This window comes from Pleomorphovibrio marinus, assembly GCF_003347495.1.
Taxonomy (GTDB): domain Bacteria; phylum Bacteroidota; class Bacteroidia; order Cytophagales; family Cyclobacteriaceae; genus Pleomorphovibrio; species Pleomorphovibrio marinus.
Genome location: NZ_QCXY01000011.1, coordinates 146,241 through 168,947, shown reverse-complemented (window position 1 = coordinate 168,947; position 22,707 = coordinate 146,241). Strand labels below are relative to the sequence as shown.

At 47.1% G+C, this 22,707-nt stretch carries 21 protein-coding genes and 1 pseudogene; 7 read left to right on the top strand and 15 right to left on the bottom strand.

All coding sequences use genetic code 11. The features are described 5' to 3' along the window. Nucleotides 1-36: 36 nt before the first annotated feature. The 6 genes from DB520_RS22130 to DB520_RS22105 are packed head-to-tail and all read right to left on the bottom strand — an operon-like array spanning nt 37 to nt 3,566. Nucleotides 37-357 carry a DUF4134 family protein gene (locus tag DB520_RS22130; RefSeq protein ID WP_114751967.1) on the bottom strand — a complete coding sequence of 107 codons (321 nt, stop codon included), beginning with the start codon at nt 355-357 and terminating at the stop codon, nt 37-39. 1 nt (nt 358) lies between these two features. Continuing rightward, on the bottom strand, nt 359-700 hold the full coding sequence (locus DB520_RS22125) for a hypothetical protein (protein WP_114751966.1): 342 nt from the start codon (nt 698-700) through the stop codon (nt 359-361). A gap of 1 nt (nt 701) precedes the next feature. Beyond that, nucleotides 702-1,049 carry a hypothetical protein gene (locus DB520_RS22120; RefSeq protein WP_232835095.1) on the bottom strand — a complete coding sequence of 116 codons (348 nt, stop codon included), beginning with the start codon at nt 1,047-1,049 and terminating at the stop codon, nt 702-704. Next, a complete protein-coding gene (locus DB520_RS22115) occupies nt 1,028-1,672 on the bottom strand; it encodes a ParA family protein (RefSeq protein ID WP_114751965.1) in 645 nt (214 codons plus the stop codon). The genes DB520_RS22120 and DB520_RS22115 overlap by 22 nt, the downstream gene beginning before the upstream one ends. A gap of 11 nt (nt 1,673-1,683) precedes the next feature. After that, nucleotides 1,684-3,186 carry a relaxase/mobilization nuclease domain-containing protein gene (locus tag DB520_RS22110; protein ID WP_114751964.1) on the bottom strand — a complete coding sequence of 501 codons (1,503 nt, stop codon included), beginning with the start codon at nt 3,184-3,186 and terminating at the stop codon, nt 1,684-1,686. Further along, nucleotides 3,186-3,566, bottom strand: a complete 381-nt coding sequence (locus tag DB520_RS22105; RefSeq protein WP_114751963.1) for a plasmid mobilization protein — start codon at nt 3,564-3,566, stop codon at nt 3,186-3,188. The genes DB520_RS22110 and DB520_RS22105 overlap by 1 nt, the downstream gene beginning before the upstream one ends. A gap of 1,487 nt (nt 3,567-5,053) precedes the next feature. Between DB520_RS22105 and DB520_RS22095 the strand changes: the two genes are divergently transcribed. The 4 genes from DB520_RS22095 (at nt 5,054) to DB520_RS22080 (ending at nt 10,779) form a co-directional block, all read left to right on the top strand. Continuing rightward, nucleotides 5,054-8,089 (top strand): phage tail tape measure protein, encoded by a 3,036-nt coding sequence (locus DB520_RS22095; RefSeq protein ID WP_114751961.1) that lies wholly within the window; start codon nt 5,054-5,056, stop codon nt 8,087-8,089. Further along, entirely contained in the window at nt 8,082-9,158 is a 1,077-nt protein-coding gene (locus DB520_RS22090; protein ID WP_114751960.1) for a hypothetical protein, read from the top strand. The genes DB520_RS22095 and DB520_RS22090 overlap by 8 nt, the downstream gene beginning before the upstream one ends. Before the next feature lie 220 nt (nt 9,159-9,378). Next, nucleotides 9,379-9,726 carry a hypothetical protein gene (locus DB520_RS22085; RefSeq protein ID WP_114751959.1) on the top strand — a complete coding sequence of 116 codons (348 nt, stop codon included), beginning with the start codon at nt 9,379-9,381 and terminating at the stop codon, nt 9,724-9,726. A 192-nt stretch (nt 9,727-9,918) separates the two neighbouring features. Beyond that, complete coding sequence (locus tag DB520_RS22080) at nt 9,919-10,779, top strand: hypothetical protein (protein ID WP_114751958.1); 861 nt, start codon at nt 9,919-9,921, stop codon at nt 10,777-10,779. Between the two features lie 375 nt (nt 10,780-11,154). On the opposite strand, the gene DB520_RS27335 is transcribed toward DB520_RS22080, so the two are convergent. The 3 genes from DB520_RS27335 to DB520_RS22065 form a co-directional block, all read right to left on the bottom strand. Further along, a complete protein-coding gene (locus DB520_RS27335; RefSeq protein ID WP_232835110.1) occupies nt 11,155-11,220 on the bottom strand; it encodes a hypothetical protein in 66 nt (21 codons plus the stop codon). Between the two features lie 620 nt (nt 11,221-11,840). Next, a complete protein-coding gene (locus DB520_RS22070) occupies nt 11,841-13,091 on the bottom strand; it encodes an IS5 family transposase (RefSeq protein WP_232835094.1) in 1,251 nt (416 codons plus the stop codon). A 370-nt stretch (nt 13,092-13,461) separates the two neighbouring features. Beyond that, entirely contained in the window at nt 13,462-13,623 is a 162-nt protein-coding gene (locus DB520_RS22065) for a hypothetical protein (protein WP_198675417.1), read from the bottom strand. Between the two features lie 127 nt (nt 13,624-13,750). Between DB520_RS22065 and DB520_RS22060 the strand changes: the two genes are divergently transcribed. The 3 genes from DB520_RS22060 to DB520_RS22050 all read left to right on the top strand — a co-directional run bounded on the left by DB520_RS22060 (nt 13,751) and on the right by DB520_RS22050 (nt 17,402). After that, nucleotides 13,751-14,095, top strand: coding sequence for a hypothetical protein (locus DB520_RS22060; protein WP_114751957.1), 345 nt, complete (start codon nt 13,751-13,753; stop codon nt 14,093-14,095). Nucleotides 14,096-14,877: 782 nt separating this feature from the next. Continuing rightward, nucleotides 14,878-16,356: a hypothetical protein gene (locus DB520_RS22055; RefSeq protein ID WP_114751956.1), complete on the top strand. Its 1,479-nt coding sequence runs from the start codon at nt 14,878-14,880 to the stop codon at nt 16,354-16,356. Continuing rightward, nucleotides 16,353-17,402 carry a hypothetical protein gene (locus tag DB520_RS22050; protein ID WP_114751955.1) on the top strand — a complete coding sequence of 350 codons (1,050 nt, stop codon included), beginning with the start codon at nt 16,353-16,355 and terminating at the stop codon, nt 17,400-17,402. The genes DB520_RS22055 and DB520_RS22050 overlap by 4 nt, the downstream gene beginning before the upstream one ends. Before the next feature lie 48 nt (nt 17,403-17,450). On the opposite strand, the gene DB520_RS22045 is transcribed toward DB520_RS22050, so the two are convergent. The 6 genes and pseudogenes from DB520_RS22045 to DB520_RS22020 all read right to left on the bottom strand — a co-directional run bounded on the left by DB520_RS22045 (nt 17,451) and on the right by DB520_RS22020 (nt 22,625). Beyond that, on the bottom strand, nt 17,451-18,710 hold the full coding sequence (locus DB520_RS22045) for an MFS transporter (protein ID WP_114751954.1): 1,260 nt from the start codon (nt 18,708-18,710) through the stop codon (nt 17,451-17,453). 319 nt (nt 18,711-19,029) lie between these two features. Next, nucleotides 19,030-19,254, bottom strand: coding sequence for a transposase domain-containing protein (locus DB520_RS22035; protein WP_394340952.1), 225 nt, complete (start codon nt 19,252-19,254; stop codon nt 19,030-19,032). Nucleotides 19,255-19,374: 120 nt separating this feature from the next. Continuing rightward, nucleotides 19,375-20,046 carry a tyrosine-type recombinase/integrase gene (locus tag DB520_RS22030; RefSeq protein ID WP_232835109.1) on the bottom strand — a complete coding sequence of 224 codons (672 nt, stop codon included), beginning with the start codon at nt 20,044-20,046 and terminating at the stop codon, nt 19,375-19,377. 66 nt (nt 20,047-20,112) lie between these two features. Next, nucleotides 20,113-20,385: pseudogene (locus DB520_RS27330) on the bottom strand (site-specific integrase); the annotation flags it as partial. Continuing rightward, nucleotides 20,372-21,343 (bottom strand): tyrosine-type recombinase/integrase, encoded by a 972-nt coding sequence (locus DB520_RS22025; protein ID WP_157972203.1) that lies wholly within the window; start codon nt 21,341-21,343, stop codon nt 20,372-20,374. The pseudogene DB520_RS27330 and the gene DB520_RS22025, both read right to left, overlap by 14 nt. Next, complete coding sequence (locus DB520_RS22020) at nt 21,336-22,625, bottom strand: site-specific integrase (RefSeq protein WP_114751951.1); 1,290 nt, start codon at nt 22,623-22,625, stop codon at nt 21,336-21,338. The genes DB520_RS22025 and DB520_RS22020 overlap by 8 nt, the downstream gene beginning before the upstream one ends. Nucleotides 22,626-22,707: the final 82 nt, after the last annotated feature.

The window sequence follows — 22,707 nt, the reverse complement described above, 5'->3', positions numbered from 1 at the left end:
ATATATTGTATTGCTTGATTTTTCATTGATATTGCTTTAGGCTAGAGGAACCTGGTACAGGGCACTGAGGAATACTCCCAAAACGGAAAGGAAAATGCAGGCCCCAAACCACCCGGCTACTTCCACGTCGATGTTTCTCCTACCCAATTGCCAGTTGTTGTACACCCTCAGTCCCCCCAGCAAACCGAAGAGGGCTCCCAAAACCAACACCGCGCTGGAAAGGGCCCTGAAGTTCCTGGCCATCATGTTTTTTCCTTCGTTGATCTCCTGGATGCCGGGAGGGACTTGAGCCTTGGATTCAATTATGCCCATGGAGAAGACAAAGACAAGCAGCAGCATGGGGAGTAACTTTTTCATTTCAATAAACCAGTTGCTTCTTTACCTCGATCGTTTCATCATGCGCCAACCTGAACAGTTCCGTCATGCTGCTTACCCCTCCGGTGGAAACATTGATGTTTTCCCCATAGAGTTTCAGTTGCTCACCCTGTGATAGTTGGACCCCGGAAGGCGAAGCACCGTAACTAGTGACCTCCTCTTCCTCGACGACTGTGGTTTGGGTGTCCTCAGGAAATTCCAGCAGGTCTTCCTCACCCATGATGAGCGCCCCTTTTTGGGGTTTCAGCAGGTCCAGCACGATCAGGATCCCATAATAAAGCAGGTAGCCCGATGCCAGGTATTTGATAAATTCAGTCCATCCCATGTCAGAGTTTTTTAAAGGATTTGCGGATTTCCTCAATAAGTTCCGGGTGGTCCTGAAAGAAGCGGGTCAACAGGAAATTGATAAAGCGGGTCACATCCACGGAGAATACCGGATACATCACCTTTAGGATTTCCTCATGCTTTTGGTCGATCTTGATCAGCCTCTTTTTCTCCCCTTCAATTTTCATGTCCCTGACCTGCTCCAACACCGGGATTATGCCGCTGCCCAAGGTGGTGGTGCTGCCCTGCTTGGTGACGGTGAGCTTCCTTTCCTTTCCCTGCTTTTGCAATGGATGGCCGTTGGGACGGAAGTTGCTCATCAGCGATTTTATGTAATCATCTTGTGCCATGCCGGATCGATGTATTCGTTGTAAATGGATTCAAAAACAGGTTCGATCACATCTATGATGGTGGCCGGAATGTCGTAGGTGGTGATCCGTTGGAAATCTATCCGCTCCGTGATGCTGTTGGTGACCACCCCGAAGTTTTTCAGTGCCTCCTGGACGGATTTCATGGTTTCGTATTTTACACTGGTCCTCACCCTGTTGGGTATAAAAATGATTTTGGCATTTGGGTTGATCTTCAGGATCACAAAGGAAAACTCGATGGTAGAGGATACCGAGTATTCGTCATAGCTGAAGGGGCAAAGGATCAGGTCGGAGTTCCTAAATACCGGGACCAGTTCATCGTCATCCATTTTGCCGGCCAGGTCGATGATGCTGACCAAGTTTCCTTCCTTGTTGGCCTTTTTCTGGATGGCGTCGAACTGTGATAGTTCGGCGGCCTCTACCGGGTACAGGGGGGTGTTGTCAATCACCTCCGCGGCTTGTGCCTTGTTGTACAGCGAACGTTGAAAGTCCATGTCATAGACCTTTACCGGCTTGTTTTTGGCCAGGGTGAGGTAGTTGGAGAACAGGACCGAAAGGGTGCTTTTCCCAACTCCTCCTTTTTGGTTTGCGAATAGGATAATCATATGCAATGGGTTTATCTGATGCTTCTTTTTTTGCTGCCTTTCTCTTTTTTTCTTCGCCTGCCATGCAGGGCCTCGTCGTCCACATCCTGATGGATGTCCAGTTTAAAGTTGGAAAGGGGAGGGGCCGTTTCCCGCTCATGATCGGCATAACCACTATCCTGAGCGTTGGGAGTAAGAATTTCGTTGTCCGCTTGAACCGGTAAGTGGTCTCTTGCATCCGATGCAGTTCTGATAGTGGTTCCTTGTTCGGTGTCATTCCTTTCGGGTACATTCCAGAGCCGGGCAAAACGGTTGTATTCGTCGGTCTTGAGGATGGCTTCCAGGCTGATAAAGTACCTTTCACGAGTATCCAGCAGGAATAAGCGTTTGTCGTTTACCAGGAGGTGTAAGCGGTATTCCTCCAAGCCCTTTTGGGGATTGGAAAATTCCTCCAACACCGAAAGTAATTTTAGCCTGTAGGCAGCCTGCCGGGGAAGGCGTTTGAACCGGAACACCGTATCCGTGGTCCCGGTGATGTTTTCGTAGGCGGCTTTATCCGATTGGGATGCGAAATTGACTACTCTGACCTTATCCGTAGTTTCTTCCCGGGTCAGGTTTTTGAGGGGGAACACCTCGCTGCCCTTGAGGATGATTTTCCTGCTGTGGTCAATGATGGAATAGCCGTAAGGGGCCTTGCCATCCTTACCATGAAAAATCAGCTCCACACCGAATTTTTCCTTGAGGAATTCCGCCATTTCTGAGCGGTATCCCGTTGGTTTTCCCAGGCGGTTGCCCTTCAACGGTTCGAATATTGGCACGGGCGCACTGCTGTACACCTTTCTGTATTTGTCGAATAAGGCATGGAGCTGCTTTATTCTCCCTTTGTCCGGGGAATAGGAATCGGCTTTGGCATTTAATTCATTAAGCGTAAGCTCGCCCTGTAAAAGGCCGAATTTGTATAACACCAGCTTGCCCTCCTTTTCATTTAGACTGTACCCCAGGGTTTCCAGGTATAGCTTAGCCTGGCTGACCGTGGAAAAGGAAAAGGTTTTTAGCTGATCCAGCACCTTGTGGCATTCCTTTCCCGGGTTCCGGTCCATGATTTCCAATATGCATTTCTGTGCCCTGATCCGTTCCATGCTGTCGTTGATCTTCTTGCCATCGTTCCCGATTCTGGAGGAGACCATATGCACATGGTTGTTGTTGGTGTCCCCATGGAACACAATCAGGTAGGGGTTGTCTCCATAGCCCATTTTGTGCAGCCACTTTTCGGCCATCCCGGTGAGCTCCTTCTTGTCGTATTCCCGCCCTTTGCAGGAAATCATGGCATGGAACTGCTGGTGTTTCACCCGGGTGTTACGGTTGGAGTGCACTTTTAGAAAGGTTTTCATCTCAGCTGGCGTCACCTGCTGGGCCGATTGCAGGTAACCGAAATTCCTGAATTTCATCAGCTCCCCCTTGGCGGACTGCGTCTTGTTGGTGTTGTAGGACACCCCGTTGAAGGTACTGGTCGACGATAGGATCTTGACGGTCATCAGCTGAGGGATTTATAGATTTTCCGGAACGTCCTGTTCATATCCTCCTGGTAGTCCAGGTAGGTGGCAAGGAGACTGTTGAACCGCGCAAAGACCTTGGGGTCCATGTCTTCCACCTTGGAATACTGGTTGGCATGCTTGGCCAGCTGGTTGATGTTGTTGTTGACCCGGCCCTGCTCCGCTGCCAGCTCGTTCAGCGTCTTGAGCAGCTTATCCGTCTTGATAATGGAGGCATCCCCCTGGATCTTCCTGATCAGGTTCCTCAGCGTATCGCTTCTGGAAATACCCGCACTTTTGGAAAACTCATCCAGGAATTTCACCTCCCGCTCATTGAGCCGGAAGGTGATTTTATGCGTTCTGTTTTCCTGGGTATCCTTCATGGTTATGGGTCAGCCTGGCCCTTGCTTGCTTGACCCAAAGAGAAGTAGAAAAAAAATGGGATGAAATACGTAAAAAGGTATATTTTAGGGAAGTACGTAGGTATGCGTATATGGGGGTGGGGGGTGGTGTAAGGATATTAGAGTCAAAAAAAGTACTAGTAGGTGAAAAAATTAAAGTCGAAGCCTACCTTTCCAGTATGTCCCTTAATATGGAGACACGTCAATCATGATTAAGTTCGTTTAGGATTTCCTGTATCTCTCAAAAATTTTGTTAATAATCAAGATCGTATTTTCGTTTTGCCGCTTTTTACAGTTTTGCATTTCAGATCGAAACCTTAAGTCCTATCTTCAGCAGGGTAAAAGATAAGAGAATTCCAAACCGATACATTCACCGGGAAATGCCTACAACTATAATAGCATTCTGACAAATGACATAGAACCCATAAATAGTACTTCAAAAAGCTGGGACAATGCACCTTATTTGCTCAAATCTAAACATCTCCAACCGAATATGGATTGGATTAAAAAAATTTAATATTGTTTAAAAGTGGGTTACAAATAAAAAAAAGTTTAAAAACGTTTTTTATTACCAAATAAATTTCTATATTAGTTTATTGAACAAAATAATCCCTGTACATAAGGGGAATACATGAGAATATTTAAATAGAGTTTTATCGGTTATCGGTAATTTTAAGTTTTAATCCCTATGGTTTTAACTTATTATTTAATCGTCTTTTAAAGATTTCTGTAGTTTAAGTTCTTTTCTGGCCTAGCGTTTAATATTTCAACCCTTTTACCATTTAATTCCTTAATTAGCATCTGATTCTTCCTTCAAAACTCATGTAGGGAAGGCTAAATAAATATAGATCTAAATCTATTGAATTGCGTCTATATAGTAGATTATTAAATTTTCTTAATTAGGCGGATTTTAAATGGGAAAAGTATAATTATAATTTCCGTTAAACATAAATTTTGCTGAAAAAGGTATAAGAGTCTCTCCATCTTTAAATGTGGGAATATTTCTCCGACGACAGGGCCTTAGTAAGAAACGAAGGTAACAAAAAAAAATCATGATTGTGGGCCTGTAAAGGGACGTAAAAGGTGTTTTCCACTGGTAGGGCAAGATGGTGGAATACGCCTTCAAGGTCAATTTGAAAGGATTTACGAAAGATCATATCACTGCGAGGCCGAAGTCAATATCGACTATTGAAATGGCATGGAGGCACATTTTCCGAAACTTACTCAAGAAAAATCGGGATAGAAGGTGCAGAACGGATGCACCGAGCGGTCAAAATTTTCAATGCTTAGGTTAGGGATACTCACAATTTAATCATAAATCTTTAACTCTATATCAATGAGTATACATATAGGTTCAACTCCCACAAAAAGAAACCAGGAATCTTGGGAAATCTGATGAGAAGGTATGGTCGCGACACCAATTTAATAAGCACCTAATTCAATAGTATTAATTCAAAACAGAAGACATTATGAATAAAGCCACCAAAAAGGTAACTACCAAGCATGATTCTAATGACATCAAGCAACCACAAAAAATTTGTGAATTTCCTAATTCTTCGCAGCTCGACGATTGCCAGCAACTGCAGGCAATGCGAAACTGTGATGTTGTACATTTCAAGCAATTTATGCTTGTAAAGAGCGAATCCACAAGCAGTAAGGACAACGGCGGCGAAGAATCAGAGGGGAAGGGCAAGGTGAAGCCGCAACACACCTACATCGTACCTGTGAAACGCATGCAGAACGAGGTGGAGCGGCGAAAACAACGTATTGAGAGTCGACATCTCCAGCATCTGTTTAAGACTGCCGAAATGTTCAAGAACAAAGGACGCCTAGATGCTTCTGTAGCCATCTTGTATTCTCGAGCGAGGCTGGCCCAGCAGATGGAAGGTTTGAAGCGAAATGTTAAAAGCGAGGAAGATTCGTCGAAAGTTACCAGTGATCGATCGTCAAAGCAGTTTGCTGCTCAACCCGCTTTCCATATTCTGCAACCAGCCAACTGCACCTCAAAGCTTACCCCAATACCTCCTCACAACACTACGGGACCCCGTAATCCATATGAGCTCTTCAAGGATTTGGTTGTCGGTATGGGCATTGTACCCTCTCCGCCGAAGACAGAACCGCCTCTCGAGCCTCTCCTCGCCCTAGGTGTTCGCTACCGGCAGGAGTGGTGCAGCGAAGGGTACCGACGTGGTCGGCTCGTGCGAAGCATTCCGCTAACACCGAACGAGACTGTCGAGATCATCACCAAGATGTGGGATCGGCGCACAGAGCGACGCCAGCGAGTAGAATCTGTGCAGGAGGACATTAGTACCGAATTCGTCGGCGATGAGAAGTGGTCTCTATCAACGACTAAACAGGTTTCCGCAACACTCACCGGCTCAGCCAACCTCAATTCAAGCCTTTCTAAAGGAGTTGAAGTGTCCCTCCCTATCGAGGTGATTAATTTAGGAGCCAAATTGGGTGAAAAAATGGGTGGGGACATCGGTGCAAAAGGAACCTTTGAATCCAGCATCAAACAGACCGAAGAACAAATTCGGCAGGCTACTCTTACTTCGGCCCACCATTTGAAGAACAGCGTTACCTCCACAGTGGAGATGGCGCACGAGGTCGGACGTGAAGTTACGCATACGCAGAGCATCAGCAACACGAACCGTTGTCATTCACTGACTTATCACTATTTTGAGGTAGTTGAGGACTTCAGTGTTTTCACACGAGCCGAGGAGGTTGCGCCGTACCTCCTGATTCCCCTCGGCTACCCAAACATAACTAAAGAGTGGCTCCTGTGCCATGAATGTCTCCTGCGGCGGTTTCTTCCGTGCGAAACCTACTACAATGGGTTTGATGCGGCAAAGCAGCTTCTCGCAAATGAAAAGCTTGGACTTTTCCAAGGTGCTTTGAGCGATCCTGTTGTAAACAACTCTGCGGCGGCGATGGAAACGTTGGTGCAGATGGTCCTTGGTATTTACCGGAAGCTAGCAGAAGCCAACATTTTCTTCAGTGGCGACTTTTCCGGTAGTCCATTGGATGATGCTATGAGTTGTGTAACTAACCCTAGGGAATGCGCAAATATTACATGGGAATGGTTAGCAAATTTTCTCTCCCTAGATTCTGACCAGCCAAGTAGTGGAGGAACCGGTCCGAGCCTGATACCGGACAATGTCGCCAATTGTATAGATGAAATGCTGGAAATGGCGGAGAACGCACCCATACCCACCCACTTTCTTGATGGTGATGCGTTGGAGGCTTGGAAAGACGTGGCCCAAAAGGCATTTAGCTGCGGTGGCGAAGCTGTGAGTGCCCTATGCTCTATCGCACCAGAGGTGGTGCGTGCGTTTATGTGTACTGGAGGTGGAACACAAGTACAGCCGCAGATGTCGGCTTCGACCGCCCTGTTGGCCTCTCCTGGAGGGTTCGAAGCTGGGCCTGGCAGTTACCTCTACTGGCAAATCCTGCGAACTGTTTCACCAGAACTCGAGCTGGCACTCGCAACGCTTGCAGCGCGCTACGAGCAGGTCCGAATGCTTCCGGAAGGAGCCCAACGTAACCGTGCCTTAGTGGAAGCAGTCGCCACGTTCATTAATCAGGCTGGCGACATGCAAGCAGCCTTCAGTAAAATTGATATGATCACTACTGCTATGGGTGTGGGTGGGATCTCCGCCGTTACCGCACTAGCCAGTGTCGGGGGCCCCGGGGCGATGATCTCGACTGCAATATCCGCAACAATCACCACCCTGCTGGCTGTTTTTGGGGATGACAACGGCATGTTGGATTTGATACCCGATGATGAGGGACTAAAGAACCATATGATGAGCCTCTACGGGCATTACCTTAGCATGGCTCAGTTTGCTGGTGAGGTCGCAATGCTTGGTGCTAACGCCACCATTGAAGAGCGTGCCCAGTACGAGCGAATGTTACAAGAGCGAAGGCAAGAGCAGCGCAAATACGCCCAACTGCGGGTTGAATACGAACGGCTTGTGTGCCATATCCGTAAAAATCTAGCCTACTATGCACAGGTTGTCTGGACACAGATGGGCACCGCGGATATTCAGCGACTACTGGAAAAGTTCGACCTTCCTCTTTACGCTGTAGAACACCGATGGTCTGGCTTTGTTGGGAACCGTGCAGCCGTGCTCATTACGGATCCCGAATCGGTCTTGGGTGACGACTTTGACTGGTCAGCAGCAAAAGAACAGTTGGTTGTCGAGGAGATCTTAAAAGACACACGGGAGCCGCTCTGCCTTACGATGCCCACAGCGGGCATGACAGTGGAACCGGCACTCGGGCTTTGTAACGGTTGTGAAGATTTCGTTCGCACACATCGCGAGCTAGATCTGAATGTGCGCCGGGCTGAAGTGCATAAAGCGAAGGCCGAGGCTGAGCAGGCAGTGCTGGAAGCGGAACGGTTCAAGAAACGCCTTGCAAAGGATCTCTTGGGAGATCCCACACCGTACGAAGGTGCGAACAGCGTCACAGTTCAGGTTCAAGCTAAACCCGAAAATGAATAATCGCGACCAAGAATACCTGAATCAATTTCTCGGAGATGTCCGCAACGAAATGGTGGAGGAGGCGCGCGTTTTCGCAAATAAGCGCTTCGCCAGGGCGGAACCCCGACGCGGCACCTTTGAAGCGGTGTGGGAATTGAAGTTGGGGCATCCGCTTCTTAACGAGTCGTACAGGGAGATTCGCGATACTTTAATAAAAAGCGTTCCGATGACAGGGCTCGCCTACATGATCGGTAGTCTCACGGAAACGTTCGTTTCGGAATTTGTTGCGGAGGCAGAACGCGCCCGTGAACGCATCCAAAAATCACATCCCCAATCATCACTGGAACATGAGTTGGGGTTACAGGAGACCTTTTCTCAACACGCACCGTTAATAGTTACCGGATTGTCCACCATTCCCCAAATGGTTCGTGAGGGACTGGAAGCGGTTGCCGAGGAAGTGATCAAGGATAAAATCAGCAGTCGGCTGGGCGGTGACGTAGTGAACAAGCTGGTGCGGCCGGTAGCCAACGCATTCCGTGCTGTTGGTTCGGTTGGCGCTCAACTGCTGATTGATAATAAAAGAACCAGTAACATGTCGACTTCGGTTATCGGTTATGCTACAGAACGATTGAACGAGTTGCTACAGGAAGCTTTTGTTACCGTATATGTGAAGGAACTTGTGACTGAAAAGTGGGAATATGTCAGAGTACTGTCTGACATTTTGATAAAGCATCCAACTCAGAGAGTGGCGATTGCTGAAGCTTTTCTTCGTCTTCCAGTTCCGGTTTGCGCAGAGTGGCTTCCCGCTTTGTTGAAGCAACTCGGTTTTTCTCAGAAGAACGTTGAAGATGCGGAGTGGCTTGTCCTGCGGTTTCGCAAGGGCTGGGGAAGTTTAAGTGTCCGGCTGCTCCATCCGGTATCTGGTGCTCACAAGACACGGATGAATATGATTGTTGAAAAACTGGTCGGAATACTGTTCGAGCCTAGGTATTATTTTAGGCTGGATAACCTGCCCCAGCTTGCGCGTCAAACTCTTTGCAATATTAACACCACTGCTGGATTGCAAAGTGTCCGAGGCTGTAGGCAGTAATAACCTAGGCATTTGAATTCTGAAACGATCTTTCGGCGTGTTAGCATCTGGTTGACTCCTGCTCAATTGGAACAGAGATTACATTCAAAAAAATAGACCGTGTTTAGTTTAGTTAATTTTAGACTCATTCTATTTACTGGGATCAATTAAAATCTGTTGCGGCATCGATAAAACCTGTAACAATTTATTTTGAATTAATAACAAAATCCAAAACAGAATCATGAGAAAATTTCATTTGAATTTAAGCGGGTTTACTTTATTCCTCTTGATTATTGCTTGCAATGAATCAGAAAAGATTCCCAATGTGTACGAGGTAAAAGCGCACTTTCACCAAAAAACTATTCCTGCCGAATTTACCCAAACCCAGATTCTCAAATTTAATACGCCTCCAGGCATGGCTGTCCGCAAGGAGAAGGTGTCCCAAGTCGTGAGCGATATCGGAGTGACGGTTATCCGCACAGAGGGCAATCGGATCCCCCCTTTTTCGGCATTCGTTTCACAGACATTTTTTCGAAGAGACATAGACCTACTGAGAGGGTTTGCAGGAATTGCCGGCAATATTGAATAGCTGCGTAATCGGACAGGAAACATTGCCATCTGCACCGAATCCCTCTGGCTTGAGCACGGGGCAGATTCATTTGGATACCAAACCTCCGACTCCACGATTAATCTGGCTCCTGCACACAGCCTGAACACGCCTCTGCGCCCCGTATACCAGGAGACCGGAGCATCATTCTTGACTACTTTTACCCATCAAACAATGTATATTCCCTGGGACCATCCGGATGTTCCCGATCAAAGTATCCCAGATTTGCAGGCAATTACCTCGGATGACATGCATCTGGACATACGCATGCTCAGCCGCTTGCTTTTTGATAAGCTTTCCGGCGCATTGACTACTGCGGTAGAAGGTATGACTGCATTCCCACTAACCCTTCCTGGCGGAATTCAGCTCCCTATCGTGCGGGTATCCCTGGGAGGCGATGACCGAGCCGGGGAGTTTCGTCTTCACTATTTGCCTCAAGTCCAATTTAATGAGCAAGGAAGCGTAACAGATGGCAATAATCGCCCCATACGGCAAGAAGGTATGGGATTTTATTTTGAAGGTACTATTGATTTACATGAACCCCTGTCTGGGTATATACCATTGGGCAAATTACGGATAATTATTCCGGCTTTTCTAATTTTTGAAGTGCCCATGACGAATATAGCCAACTTCCAGGTGGAGCTCCAACCTATTGCCGATTTAGCGCAGGGGCTAGGTGCAAATGCGAGGGGTATGGACAAGATCGTGGTACTTGCCAATACTCCGCTTGGAGTACAAGCAGAAACTGTAGCAGACTTGGTGAGAAATAGTGTACGCGATGAGTTAATTGCTCTGGCCAACGACGATGGCGCAATGGGTATGTTTGTCACATCCACTATCGCCTTTAGCTCGGGTGTCAACAAATACCGAAAACGACCGACCTCGCAAATTGATTTTGATGTGGTACTCGTGCCAGATAATTGCAACCAACACAACAACCCAATGTGCTTTACTTACAAGGGGCTGCTATCCTCTCAGGTGCAACCTGAAACGAATAGCAGCACTCGGGTGTCATGCTTCATATTAGGACGGTAGTGCAGATGCACCTGTAACTTCTCCGTCCATATTTTCTTAAATTTCAAAAAGTAAAGATAAATCATAAGTTACTATGTTGAGTCGTTTCCTGCCTGACAACTCTTTGCCCTGTGAAAGTATATAAAAAATTTCTGGTGGTAACCGAGATGGCCACAGCACATACATACTGTGCACACATCATTCCACCATTTTGTAAATAAGGAGTCGATTAATTTACTGAATATGTTCATTTTGTTGTTATTCAGATAAAGCTTTCCAAGGTAACTACAATTCAATCCCAGTGTCGTATTAAACATAAATTGGATTTCCTTATTCTAAGTGATTTCTCACTGCCTCACATCCCTGGTAATCTTACTCAACAGATCAAACTTATAATTACTTCCTGCCTTTCTTGAAGATATTCTGCATGTTCATGTTTACGATCCTTTCGGAGATAAACAGGTCCTCGGCTATTTCCTTGTAAATCCGGCCATTCTTAATCAGATCTCAGATTTCGATTTCCTGCTCTGGGTTGATTGATGCAGCGGATGACTAATATTTTGTCCTAAAAGTGGTTCAAGGTATCCAGTTCTTTTCCGTTTTTTGGATCAAGTCCAAAGGTAATTGCGGAAGCCTGTAGCTATTACGAACTTACTTCACAACCAGCAACCCGGGGACATTAAAAACATGGAACCTATCAAGTTCAAGTTGTAAAATTAACATCTAATCAGTTCGTCAGAATCACAGGGGGTAAAGTAGTTATGCAAATGACCTCTGCCCTTAGCCTCATTAAAAAAATTAACATCTAAAAAATTTGCTGTGCGAACTTAGGCAAAAGGTAATTGCGTGAAGACATGTGAAAAACTTAAAAATCATAATTTGAATAATATCGGGAAAAAATAATATTTTTTACTGTTTTCCGACTAATCTACGAAAATTAAAATAAAGCCCTTTAATATTGTTTTAAGGGGCTTTTTTGTCAATTCCCAAAAAGTATCCCCTACCCTGAAAGGAATAGTTTGTTTTGCACTTTTTGAAGGTATTTTTGAAATATACTTTTAAAGTAGGGTCTGCTGAAAAACTCAAGTAATCCGACTTCCTAGAACCAGCCCAGATTGTAATCTGGACTGGTTTTTTGTTGATACGGCTTCCAGAACAAGCTCAAAGTCTGCCAAGAGCATGCTTCGAACCTCTTCCCATGCTGAAAAACCCAGCCATTGGAGTGCCTCCCTGGCCAGTTTGACCAGGTTAAGCACTAAGATGATGGAGGCGATCCACGATTGGCTGGTGTTTCTGAGCCGGACCCTGACCCGGTTCATTCCGTAACCGTTCTTTGCCTGACCGAACTTCCCTTCGATCGGGTTCCTCTCTCCGGGACTTACGTGGTTTTCCACTGCATTTGCCGATGGCCTGCCCAATGGTTTGGCCGCCAGTTTTATCCCTTTTTCTTTCAGCCATTTCCTGTTTTCCCTGCTGCAGTACAGTTTGTCTGCCAGAACTTTTGCCGGGTAGTAGCCGAATCTCTCACGGTACCTTTCCACATAATCCATAAGGTGGGTCCCTTCGTTGAAAGCATCCCAGGATACCGTGTCCAGAAAGGAATACCCGTCTACCAGACTCAGGTGGATCTTGGCTCCGAACTCGGTTTTTGCCCTGGACTTTCCCCTTACAATAGGGCGCAAATGGGGCTCGTGGATACGGACTATCCTATCCTCGGCCTGATGGCTTCTGCTTTCAAACATCATCAGCTGTTGCTTGTAAACCGTCTGGATGATCCAGTACTTCCGCTGAAGCTTATGCTCAAGGGGAAAACCCTCAAAACGGTCCAGCTGTTTTTCTATCGTCCTGAAGTTCCTTCTCAGGTATTGAAGTTGGAATTTTATCCCCTTTCGGATTGTCTTTTTTGAAGGATTCTTATTCTGGGCCACCTTCAGATAGGCTTTCCGGGCAATTTGCCGGTAGGTTCTCGGTTTCTTCCCCAGAGGCTGCTTTCGGTGAAGCACATCTATGATCTCCTCTGTGAGCTCACGGGCTTTGTTGAGCAGTCCATGATCGGTGGGATAAGCGGTGTCCTGGGGACAGACTGTCGCATCATAGATCACCTCCCCTTTGTTCCCGGGTTCTCCGCCGGTAGGACCATCACCACTGTTGTTCTTTCCCCGGTTCTTTTCCTCTTTTTTGGTAGCCCTTTCCATCGAAAATCCATGAATCCTTTCATTCATCTCCTCTATGAGTTCCTGACCGAGACGCTTTCTGATATCCACAAACAGGGATGCATCAAATGGGGCTTCCTTGATATAGGAACTGTAGCCCAGAAAGTATTGGAGATACATGTTTTCGGTAATCTGCGCCACTGTTCACGGTCATCCAGATTGAGGATATGCTTGATGATCACAGCACCGATCAGCACACGTGGGTTTAGTGCCGGCCTTCCTGTCTGTTTTGGGGGATTACGCTTGTTGAAAAGACCCACCAGATCATCCCACGGAATCTGGGAACTGAGTACGACCCACCGGTTGTTCGGGTCGAGCTGGTTATAAAAAGGAGTCTCAAACCCCGAGAAAGACAACTGGCTTGGACTTGTATATACACTGCGCGGTGCACGCCTTTTGGAGTTCTTTTTCATAATCCCTTGCACTTGGACACCCTTAAAATCAGAAAAAATCTTCTAATAACCGATTCTTTCAGCTATATTAAACTTTATCAGCAGACCCTAAAGTAAGCCTCTGAGTGGAGAAGGAACTTTTCAAGGCTCACATAGGAACTGAGATTTTTAGCGGCCACCATGACCATTGTTGAAAAATCCTCGGCCTCCTTTACCTGCTTGTGCAGCACGGTAAACAGGAGGTTGAGGATCAGTCCCACCCATATCTGTGTTTTGATCCCGTTCTCACTGTCCGACAAAAAGTATTTAAGCTCAAAATTCTGCTTAACCTGCTTGAACCCTTTATGTAAAGCTTTACATAAGGGGATAAAAAACCTGAAGCCCAAGATGAAGGTGGAACAGTTCGGCTGCAGGAAGCCCGACGGGGTTTACCAGGAGTTCTACGCCCACATCCTGGTGATGAACCTGGTGGCCATGGCGGGTATGGCGGCCTCCGGGGACATAGGTAGACGAACGGAAGGCAGAAAACTGAATTACAAGTACAACTGGAAAAACGCCTTCAGGCACCTGAGGGCCGCCATCGTGGAGTTGTTCAGCAGGGAGTGCGCCGAAAATCTGCTCGAGGCCCTGGTCGGGCATATTTCCCGGTCGGTGGTCGCCATAAAGAAGAGGAGGAAGTTTTCAAGGAGTGGCCTGGGGAGGGCCACCAGGATAACCCAGTACTACAAATAGGCAGAAAGAAAGACAAGAAAGCAAAAAAACATATCGCCACGAACCCCCCGCATTGCGCAGGGTGATCAACTATGCCCTTTAGGTTTGGGAAATTGCCCGTGAAGGACAAAAAAACCATTGAAGGGCTATCGACCGAATGCCCCTAAAAGCTTAACTTATTAGCATTGGGCTAAAAGGGACCCTCTATTCGGTCATAGACCTAACCAGTTCACCTGTCGTTTCAATCGCCTCAATATGAAAGAAGGAATTTTCGAGAATTTAATGCAGAGAATGGATTCTAAACTACCTCTATTCATATAAAAAATTTTTAAATAAATGTATAGTTCAATTAAGTTATTAGCCCTGCAGTACAAATGGTAGAGATTACTCACCTATTGCTTTTATAAGATTCTGGAACAAATACACAATTCATTCATCACTATTCTAAAAGTGGAAAGTAAAAAGATATTAGGATCTTCTGTTAAGTTAACTATTCGCCATTTCGTTTGTGAAAGTTCACCAATTATGAACTTGCTCACATCTTGATACACCCTGACCACCATCCTACTTTCACGAAGAACAAAGAGTATGAATCGAATGGATGCTGGAATCATACATCGGTTTAGAGTTTGAAACAATCAAATAAAAAAGTGCCTAGGCACTTTGAATTTAGGGATATTAGATATAAATTTAAAAAAGCTTTTGGTAATATTCCAGATTACACATTTAAGCATGTATCTTAATCTTGACAATAACCAAACTTCACTACTTTAAAGAAAACCTAAGGTAAACTAGTTTAATCAATGAACGTAGCTAATCCTAGAGAATCAAGTGAGCAACGACTTCGGCTACTAAAAGTGTTAATTGTAGTATTGTCTGCATTGTGGTTCAGCCTGGTCATCCTAGGATTGATACAAGGTGCGTATATCGACCCACAGGCGGCTTTGGTGATGGGAGCGTATCTGGTCGTCATACTACTCTCACTCGCACTCCTTGTCTTGAGGGCACCCTGCGCATGTCCGACGCCTTTACGACGCCGTCCGATCCCCTCCTCCGAGGGGTTGGCTGCAGGTGCGATACTCTACCTCCTCGGCGCCATCGTTCTTGGAGGCATGGCACTACCTACTCTTGAAGTGGCGGAAACGACACAATACTTGCTCCTCTGGATCGTGGGTATAAGTGTCGGCATTGCGGCATTAATACTCTTGATCGCTGGTTGGTTTGCCTGCAGGTTCCGGTTTGGAGACAAAGCTCGCGATCATGGTCGAAATACGTTGCCAATACCCGACAATGTTTGGCTGCGCCCCGACCCATGGCTCTATTCCCAGCAGTGGGCACGGTCGATTGGAGTTCAGCCTGTATGGGACAATCCATCGGTGACCATAATAGACCCAACTACAAATTTGGAAGTCGCTCCCAAGGAGTTGAGCCCAAGTACACTTTATCGGTTTTTCGTTGAGATACAGAACGGATCTGCAGCCACTCCGGCCCCAGTTTCTGCCGCAGGCACTGAGTTAACGATCGAGCTCCGCCAGTTCGGCATTGGGGGTGGACACCTCGAATGGATCATCCCTTCTTCAGGCCCTCTTATTGTTCCACTTATCCCGAAGACGCCACGATCTGCTACGGATCCATCTTCTGTGCAGATCGTTCAAAAGGATTGGATTTCACCTGCGAATCCGGGATCTTACTGCGCAATTTTCAGCGTGCACCATCCTGACGATGCGAATCCGCTAAACAACGTGGGTCAGCATAACTTAGGCGTTGTGAAGGGTGCGGCTGGACAAACCGTTACTACCGAAATTGCTCTCTGGAACCGAGCCCCCAGAGGGCCGAAAAGTGAAAGGGTGGATCGAATGGCTGCACGACGGACAAACTCTGGCATCCTCCAAATAGTGCGTAGGGTCTTGTCTCCCCTGTTATGGGTATGGGCGCTACCGTATCGATTCTATGCGGCACACCGATTGAAAGCCCGTAAAACCGGGCCGAACTCGATCCCAACGGGCCCAACAAAAGAACTTGTGACGGTTGAAGTAAGTGATGGAGCACCCAACCGTGGTATCCCCCCCTCCGGCTGGCGACACGAACTCGATGCGACAATACTGGAAATATGGCCTGAGTCCAGTGATGCGGCTTCGCCCCAAGCTGCCACCGTGTCTCTGTCGATCGGAATCCCACGGAATAGCAGTCCTGGAGAAGTTGCCGCATTTCAGGTGTCGGGCCTCCTTGATGAAAGCCTAATCGGAGGCGTTACTATTCTAGCAAAAGTGGAGGAATCATGAGCGGTGTTAGCCATAATTATTGCGATATCGTCGGTGGAAACGAGGACGTTCAGTGGTACTTCGCTTATTCATTCCTGACGGCTACAATGGCGGCGGTGACGGTCAATACAACCCTTATTCTGGCACCCATCCTTGGGCCATTTATCGGGCTTCCCGGAATAGGATCAGTCTTGGGGGCAATTGGGCTATTCCCATCATCCGGGATCCTGATGGGACTCCTTTTCAATTTCGTCTGGGTACTGGTCTTCTCCCTTTGCCGGATGCAGGTACGTTTCAATGAACAAGACTTTTCTTCGCTAGCAGGACGACACGATCCCAGCCAGAGTAAATGCGTCCAGGGAAACCTGGAATTGTCGAGACGGTACGGTGACGAGTGGTATCAGTTTTTCCCGTTCTACGATGGTGACTACCTATACGATATCCGAACCGACAATGGCAGTCTCGTGGAAACAACTGTTGGTGGTTTTATCATCACCGGCAACATTACATCGTTCGTCGAAAGAACAAGCGGTGGTGAACCCGCAACGGTCAGGTGTGCCCAGGATGGCGCTTGGACACTTCACACTGAGATTGACTCGATGAGGAAGTACGCTGGGCACATTGCATGGATTCTAGCTGCGCTCGCCATTCTTGTCTTGGCCATAATGTTTGCACCGTTGCTTGCACCCATTGAGGCGATCTGCCACGCCATTCCCTTGGTGGGGCCGTTGCTCTGTGCTGCGGTCGCAGTGGTAATTGCACTTGTGGTCTCTGCAGTAGTGGGCACATTGGGTGGCTTAGTCGGGGATGCCATCGACGCAGCTATGAATCCCCGGGATGGTGTCATTGAGGGCACTGACGAGGGATGGGAGCCTGAAGCTGGCCAATGCGTAACCGCTTTCGGCGTTCATGTCACCGATCTTGACCACGGATGGAACGAGTTGCATCCACTCCACACCTTACAGCAATGCACTGGCAAGATCAGCCAGACACTCGATTCCGCTGGTGAATATCTTGTTCCAAACATGACCGAAAAAGATATCCATCTATTACAACATGCCTTTTGATTGACGCATCTGGTACCACGTTTTAGGGTCGTTGGACTGCTTCGGGTATCAAGTTTTAAGCCCGTTTCGTTCTCTCGTTCTTATCCAAATGTCAAACAGGACAGATACGCCCAACAGTCCACCGACGGTTCCCAGTACGATGAATACTGTGGCAGGTTCGAGGAATACCAGGAGAATGCCTACGGAAATCGGACTCACCGTCTTGCCAATGGCCTGAAAGGTGAGTGCAACAGCCATGGAACTGATTCTGTATGCAGGAGAAGAGAGAGAATTTACCATGCTTTTCATTGCGGGGTCGATCAATCCATCACCCACGCCCGCAATCGCGATGGCAAAATATATAATTGGCACCGTTGGAACGAAACCAGCGAGCGCGAGACCGGTACCAAATAGAGCAAATCCGATGATAGCGATAAGGTTCGTGCTACTGTGCCCAGACAGACGACCTACCTGACTCGCTGCCGCAAACTTCATTAGGGAATTCGTGCCAAGCAACAAGCCCAACATTGCCACTGTCATTCCCGTCTCTCGAATGGCGAGCACCGAAATATAGGTATACATTCCAAACAACATGTACGTGCGTGTGAAAAACCCACTCATGAGGCAAAGGGTCGTTCGTTTCGTCAAGAACCAGGCTATACCTCGTAGATAAGTCTTGCCTATTCGCCCATCTATCGATTCGCACTCAGGAACTGTAGACCAAATCAGGGCAGCAGCGGGGAGGGCAAGCAAGAAAAGGTGGAATGGAGCCCGCCAGGAGAGAGCGAAGAGCAGTCCCGAAATCACTGGTGTGGCAAGCTGCACTATGCTCTTGAAGGAGGTATTGATTCCCTGGATCGTCGTTTCACGTATCCCGGAGAAGAAATCCGCGAACATAGCGATTAGGGAGGGTTGCGCCAGACCGAAGCCGATCGCTTGGATGATTCGAAGAAAGAGTGCAAACTCGAATGTGTGTACATAAGCGAATGTACAGCCGGAAAGGCCAAAAAGGGTCAACCCAAAGATCGCTGTCCTTCGTGCACCAAATCGGTCTGCAAATAATCCCGAGAACGGGAACGTGAAAAGGATTGCAGCAGAAAACACACCAATCAAAAGACCACTTTCCGCCTCCGAGATCGCAAAAACTGTGGCGAGGTCAGCTATTAGGGGGCTGATCAGGATCGTGGCGGTTGCAAGAATTCCTTGGGAGACTATGAGGATGCGCCCCGCATTGTGAGTTGCGACGCAACCCCATCTGCCAAACAGCACCTGTAAGAATTGATCAGTCATTAGAGATTTGGTCAAGTGATTTTTCGGTGGTTTACGCATACAGTTTACAAATCCTCTACAAGAAAAACTTTGTATCTCTGACACCTTTTTGGTTAGCACAGAACAATTTTATACGGGCATTGAATGATTCTGATGAAGCATAGGTCAGATGAAGCAAATAAAGACATCACTCCATTCAAATCAGCGGAATTCAATATTTGAATTTTAAACTGGCATCAATAACGTCGACATTTCTTTCATTCAGCAAAATAACAAGCATTTTTTTGCTAAGTTCTCCATGTAGCAGAAATGAGAGTCCGTTAACTGTATCCATCCGACGAACCCATTAAATTACTTTAGGAATTATGGGAGGGAATGTTTATTGGTCGGTTGTGGGCCGGTATTCGTCCCAGTTGGAAGGCAGTAGCTGGTAGAGGTCCTTTTGTTTATGGCTCTGGATTCTCTCGAAGACATCCTTTAGCCAATCAAATTCATTGATTTTGTTCCTTTTGCAGCTCGCCATGAAAGAGTACATGGCTGCGGTCATCTCTGCTGCCTGATGCGATCCTGCGAATAAAAAGGCTTTCCTGCCCAGGTTATGCAAAGCTTTGCATAAGCTTGGTTATGCATAGTAGAGTATTATGTAAAGTGTGCAACTATCCGTCAGGGTTTAATGCACCTGAAGGCGGTTCCAGGTCACACCACTTTACATAATAAATATCACTTAGAAGCGCTTCAACCATTCCAAAAGATTATCATTTGACAACCATACTGGCTCTTTCTTCGGTACCACCGACACATATGCCTTTTCTATTGCTTCTCTTTTCGCACGAGAATCGGCCCTTGCATACACCTCTGTTGTCTGTACGGATACATGTCCCAGTATGTCGCGGATGTACACCAGATTTACACCTGCCTGAAGCAGGTGCATCGCTTTGGAATGGCGCAGCACATGGCAGCTGATCCTGTCCGGTAAATAAACTCCTGCCTTTTTTCTGGCCATGTCAGCGTATTTGAGCAGGATATGGTTCACCCCGGCCCGTGTCAACTTCTCACCCCGGCTGTTGAAGAACAGGGGATGCTCATTGTTACAGGACTGGTCAAGACAGTGCTCAGCGAGGTAAGGTTTTAACAGGCCTACCTGTTGTTCAAGCATGGGAACAATACGGCTCTTGCTTCCTTTGCCCATAATCCGGATAGTATTTAGGTTGTCCAACCTCAAACTGGTCGGTTTAAGGTCAATGACCTCCTGCACCCGGGCACCCGTATCATACATCAGCGAAAGCAAAGCCAGATCACGTCTGCCCCTGACCGTATTGGTATCAGGTTGCTCCAGGAGCACTTTTATCCCTTCGATTGACAGGTAGTTCACCGGAACACTTGCCTTGCGCTTCATCGGTATGGAAAGGATCTTCCGGCATTCATACAGATGCTCGGGATGCTGATATTGTACATAGCTGAAAAAGAAATGGATCGCAGCCAGCCTGGCGTTCCGGGTCGAATTCCCGTTGTTGCGTTCCGTCTGGAGCCAGTCAAGGAAACCGATGACTGCTTTTTGGGTGATGTTTTCCAACGACAGTCGCGAAACAGATATGCCCTGCTTTTCCATATAACCGATGAAATGAATAAAACAGTCCCGATAAGCAATGATGGTATTCCTGCTTGCTCCCCGCTCGTGGGCGAGATAACCTGTCAAAAACCCAGAAAGGTGTTTTGAAAAGTCAGTGGGTTTCATAACCGGTCGAATTGGGGAAAACATTTATGCATATCCTGTCAATATCCTTAAGCAACCCCGGGTACATGGTAGCTACCAGCCTCACATAGTGATTTGTTGATTCGATTGCTTTATGACCCAAATAGGTTGAAAGAATAGGCAGGCAACAATAGATATCCATGCCGCTTTCAGCCATCATCGCCAGTGAATGGACACTGAAAGAATGGCGTAAAGCATGAGCGGTTACACCCCGGCCATGGGTAATACCGGCAATGGACAACAAACGCTGAAACCAACCTGAGAAACAATCCTGTGTGATTCTTTTTCCGTCGAGTCCGATAAAAAAGCGGTCATCTTTGGCCAGACTGGGCGGCAAGCGTTCCCTGTAAGAGACGTATTGCCTAAGTACTGTTGTCAAGGAGTCTGAAATGGGGACGATACGTTCCAACCCGTTCTTACTGTCAAGAACAACAATGATCTGGTCCCGAAGGTCAACATCCTGGACCGATAGGGCGAGTGCTTCCCCACTTCGAAGACCTATAGCATAAAGTAACCTAATGAGTGCGGGAAGCGAAAACATTATTTGGCGGAGGCCTTTTCTTGCGCGGAGATTGTCAGCGGCAGCAAAAATCCTGTGGAGCTCATCCCGGGAATAAATATGTGGGGCGAAGTCTACTTTGCATACCGGCAAACGCATGAGATAACAACGGATACCCTGATTGCCAAGGAATGAAGCGAACTGGTTAATGAGAACCGCACGATGATAGTTGTACGATGACGAAAGCCCTTCCCCGGTTTTCATCCATGCCTGTGAAAGTTCCTGCGTGATGCCTAACCGGGTTTCGCCACGCTCGACGGTAAAACGGTCAAAAACAGAGAGTATAGCTTCTTCAGTTTCCTGTTTAAATCCTAACTGTCTTTTGAAATCAATGTATTGTTCGAGATACTGTGCATAGATTCCGATGAAATGATTACGCATAAAAGTACCCTCCTTTCTGGTCATAAAAATCATCGGGGACAGGGGGAACATCAAGCATACACTGCTTCATGGATGCCAGGTCGATCCGTAGATAAAATTTTGTGGAACGGGAGTTTTCGTGACCAAGCACTTCTGTGATAACCGGCATTGCAGTGCTCTGTTCCAGAAGTAAGCTGGCAAGGCTGTGGCGAAGTGCGTGCGGTCCGTGATGTCTGTTCCCGATAATGACCCCGGACGCCAGAAAAACACGCCTGACCGCACAGGTAATCCCACTGCCGTACATCCGCCCGAAAGGTGAATGGCCGGTCAGAAACACAAAGGGTTCACCGGAGACCGGCCTGCCATACTTCAGGTATTCGATGATTGCTTCACCAACTTCTGCGAGCAGGGGCAATTCCAATTCTCTGGCCGTTTTATATTGGCAAAGCGAGATCGTACTTTTTTCCCAAAGGAGGTTCTCAAACTTAAGTCCCGCAATGTCGGATGCTCTCAGGCCAAGCCGGGCGGCAAGGAGTACAATTGCAACATCCCGTTTTCCGCAAGGTCTGCTACGGTCGATCGTGCCGATCACCCGTTGGATTTCCTCGGGTTTAAAGACAGAAGGTATCTTGGCTTGTTTTCTGTAGTTGTCCTTCGGTACGCAAAGCGACGTATCCACTTCCAGTATCCCTTGTTCAAAAAGATACTTCAGAAAGGTCCTTATCGCTGTCAATGTCATGTGGGCCACTGTTGGAAAGCGCTCATCCAAAGTCTTAAGATAATCCAGTATAACAGATTGATGCACTTCACTCATAGAGGTCAGACCTTTTCCCTTCAGGTGAAAAAGGAACCGGCTCAGGTAATGTTCCCGTTCCCGGATTGTTGACGTCTTTAACCTGAGGGAAGCCAGATGAGCAGTAAACTGGCACATCTGATCGCCAATCACTCCGTCCAGGATGATCCGTTCCTTACGACCGGCCAAGGTACCCGTGTCATAAAACTCACAGAGCACATTGACGATTTTTACAATATCCTTGCTCCCTTTGGGCAATTTAGCATAGTCAGACTCGCCAAACTGGCCGGATAGATATTGTCTGCCAATTTCGGAGGTAAACTCAGTGATACCCTTAGCCAACAACTGCCGCTGCATTCGCCGCCAATACTTACGGTACCAGATAATGGTCAGGTCGGCCCTCATCAGTTTGCTCCTCAATACTTCGCCTGCGTCAAAAATGAGTTGATCGAAAGCGGTTTGCATTTTTCTCATAATACGTTGCTTTAATAATTGCGGAATTGCAATCATTAAAAACCAACGTTTATTATTATGTAAAGTACTGATTCACAAAGGATAACTGAAAGAGGATTTTTACCGATTACTTTACATA

Excerpts from the sequence above, each read along its gene's own strand:
- DB520_RS22130 (WP_114751967.1), bottom strand. The coding sequence starts at position 357 with ATGAAAAAGTTACTCCCCATGCTGCTGCTTGTCTTTGTCTTCTCCATG.
- DB520_RS22055 (WP_114751956.1), top strand. The coding sequence starts at position 14,878 with ATGAACGTAGCTAATCCTAGAGAATCAAGTGAGCAACGACTTCGGCTA.
- DB520_RS22085 (WP_114751959.1), top strand. The coding sequence starts at position 9,379 with ATGAGAAAATTTCATTTGAATTTAAGCGGGTTTACTTTATTCCTCTTG.
- DB520_RS22020 (WP_114751951.1), bottom strand. The coding sequence starts at position 22,625 with ATGATTGCAATTCCGCAATTATTAAAGCAACGTATTATGAGAAAAATG.
- DB520_RS22060 (WP_114751957.1), top strand. The coding sequence starts at position 13,751 with ATGAAGGTGGAACAGTTCGGCTGCAGGAAGCCCGACGGGGTTTACCAG.
- DB520_RS22080 (WP_114751958.1), top strand. The coding sequence starts at position 9,919 with ATGTATATTCCCTGGGACCATCCGGATGTTCCCGATCAAAGTATCCCA.
- DB520_RS22110 (WP_114751964.1), bottom strand. The coding sequence starts at position 3,186 with ATGACCGTCAAGATCCTATCGTCGACCAGTACCTTCAACGGGGTGTCC.
- DB520_RS22115 (WP_114751965.1), bottom strand. The coding sequence starts at position 1,672 with ATGATTATCCTATTCGCAAACCAAAAAGGAGGAGTTGGGAAAAGCACC.
- DB520_RS22120 (WP_232835095.1), bottom strand. The coding sequence starts at position 1,049 with ATGGCACAAGATGATTACATAAAATCGCTGATGAGCAACTTCCGTCCC.
- DB520_RS22095 (WP_114751961.1), top strand. The coding sequence starts at position 5,054 with ATGAATAAAGCCACCAAAAAGGTAACTACCAAGCATGATTCTAATGAC.
- DB520_RS22025 (WP_157972203.1), bottom strand. The coding sequence starts at position 21,343 with ATGCGTAATCATTTCATCGGAATCTATGCACAGTATCTCGAACAATAC.
- DB520_RS22070 (WP_232835094.1), bottom strand. The coding sequence starts at position 13,091 with ATGTATCTCCAATACTTTCTGGGCTACAGTTCCTATATCAAGGAAGCC.
- DB520_RS22045 (WP_114751954.1), bottom strand. The coding sequence starts at position 18,710 with ATGCGTAAACCACCGAAAAATCACTTGACCAAATCTCTAATGACTGAT.
- DB520_RS22030 (WP_232835109.1), bottom strand. The coding sequence starts at position 20,046 with ATGAAGCGCAAGGCAAGTGTTCCGGTGAACTACCTGTCAATCGAAGGG.
- DB520_RS22050 (WP_114751955.1), top strand. The coding sequence starts at position 16,353 with ATGAGCGGTGTTAGCCATAATTATTGCGATATCGTCGGTGGAAACGAG.
- DB520_RS22090 (WP_114751960.1), top strand. The coding sequence starts at position 8,082 with ATGAATAATCGCGACCAAGAATACCTGAATCAATTTCTCGGAGATGTC.
- DB520_RS22105 (WP_114751963.1), bottom strand. The coding sequence starts at position 3,566 with ATGAAGGATACCCAGGAAAACAGAACGCATAAAATCACCTTCCGGCTC.
- DB520_RS22125 (WP_114751966.1), bottom strand. The coding sequence starts at position 700 with ATGGGATGGACTGAATTTATCAAATACCTGGCATCGGGCTACCTGCTT.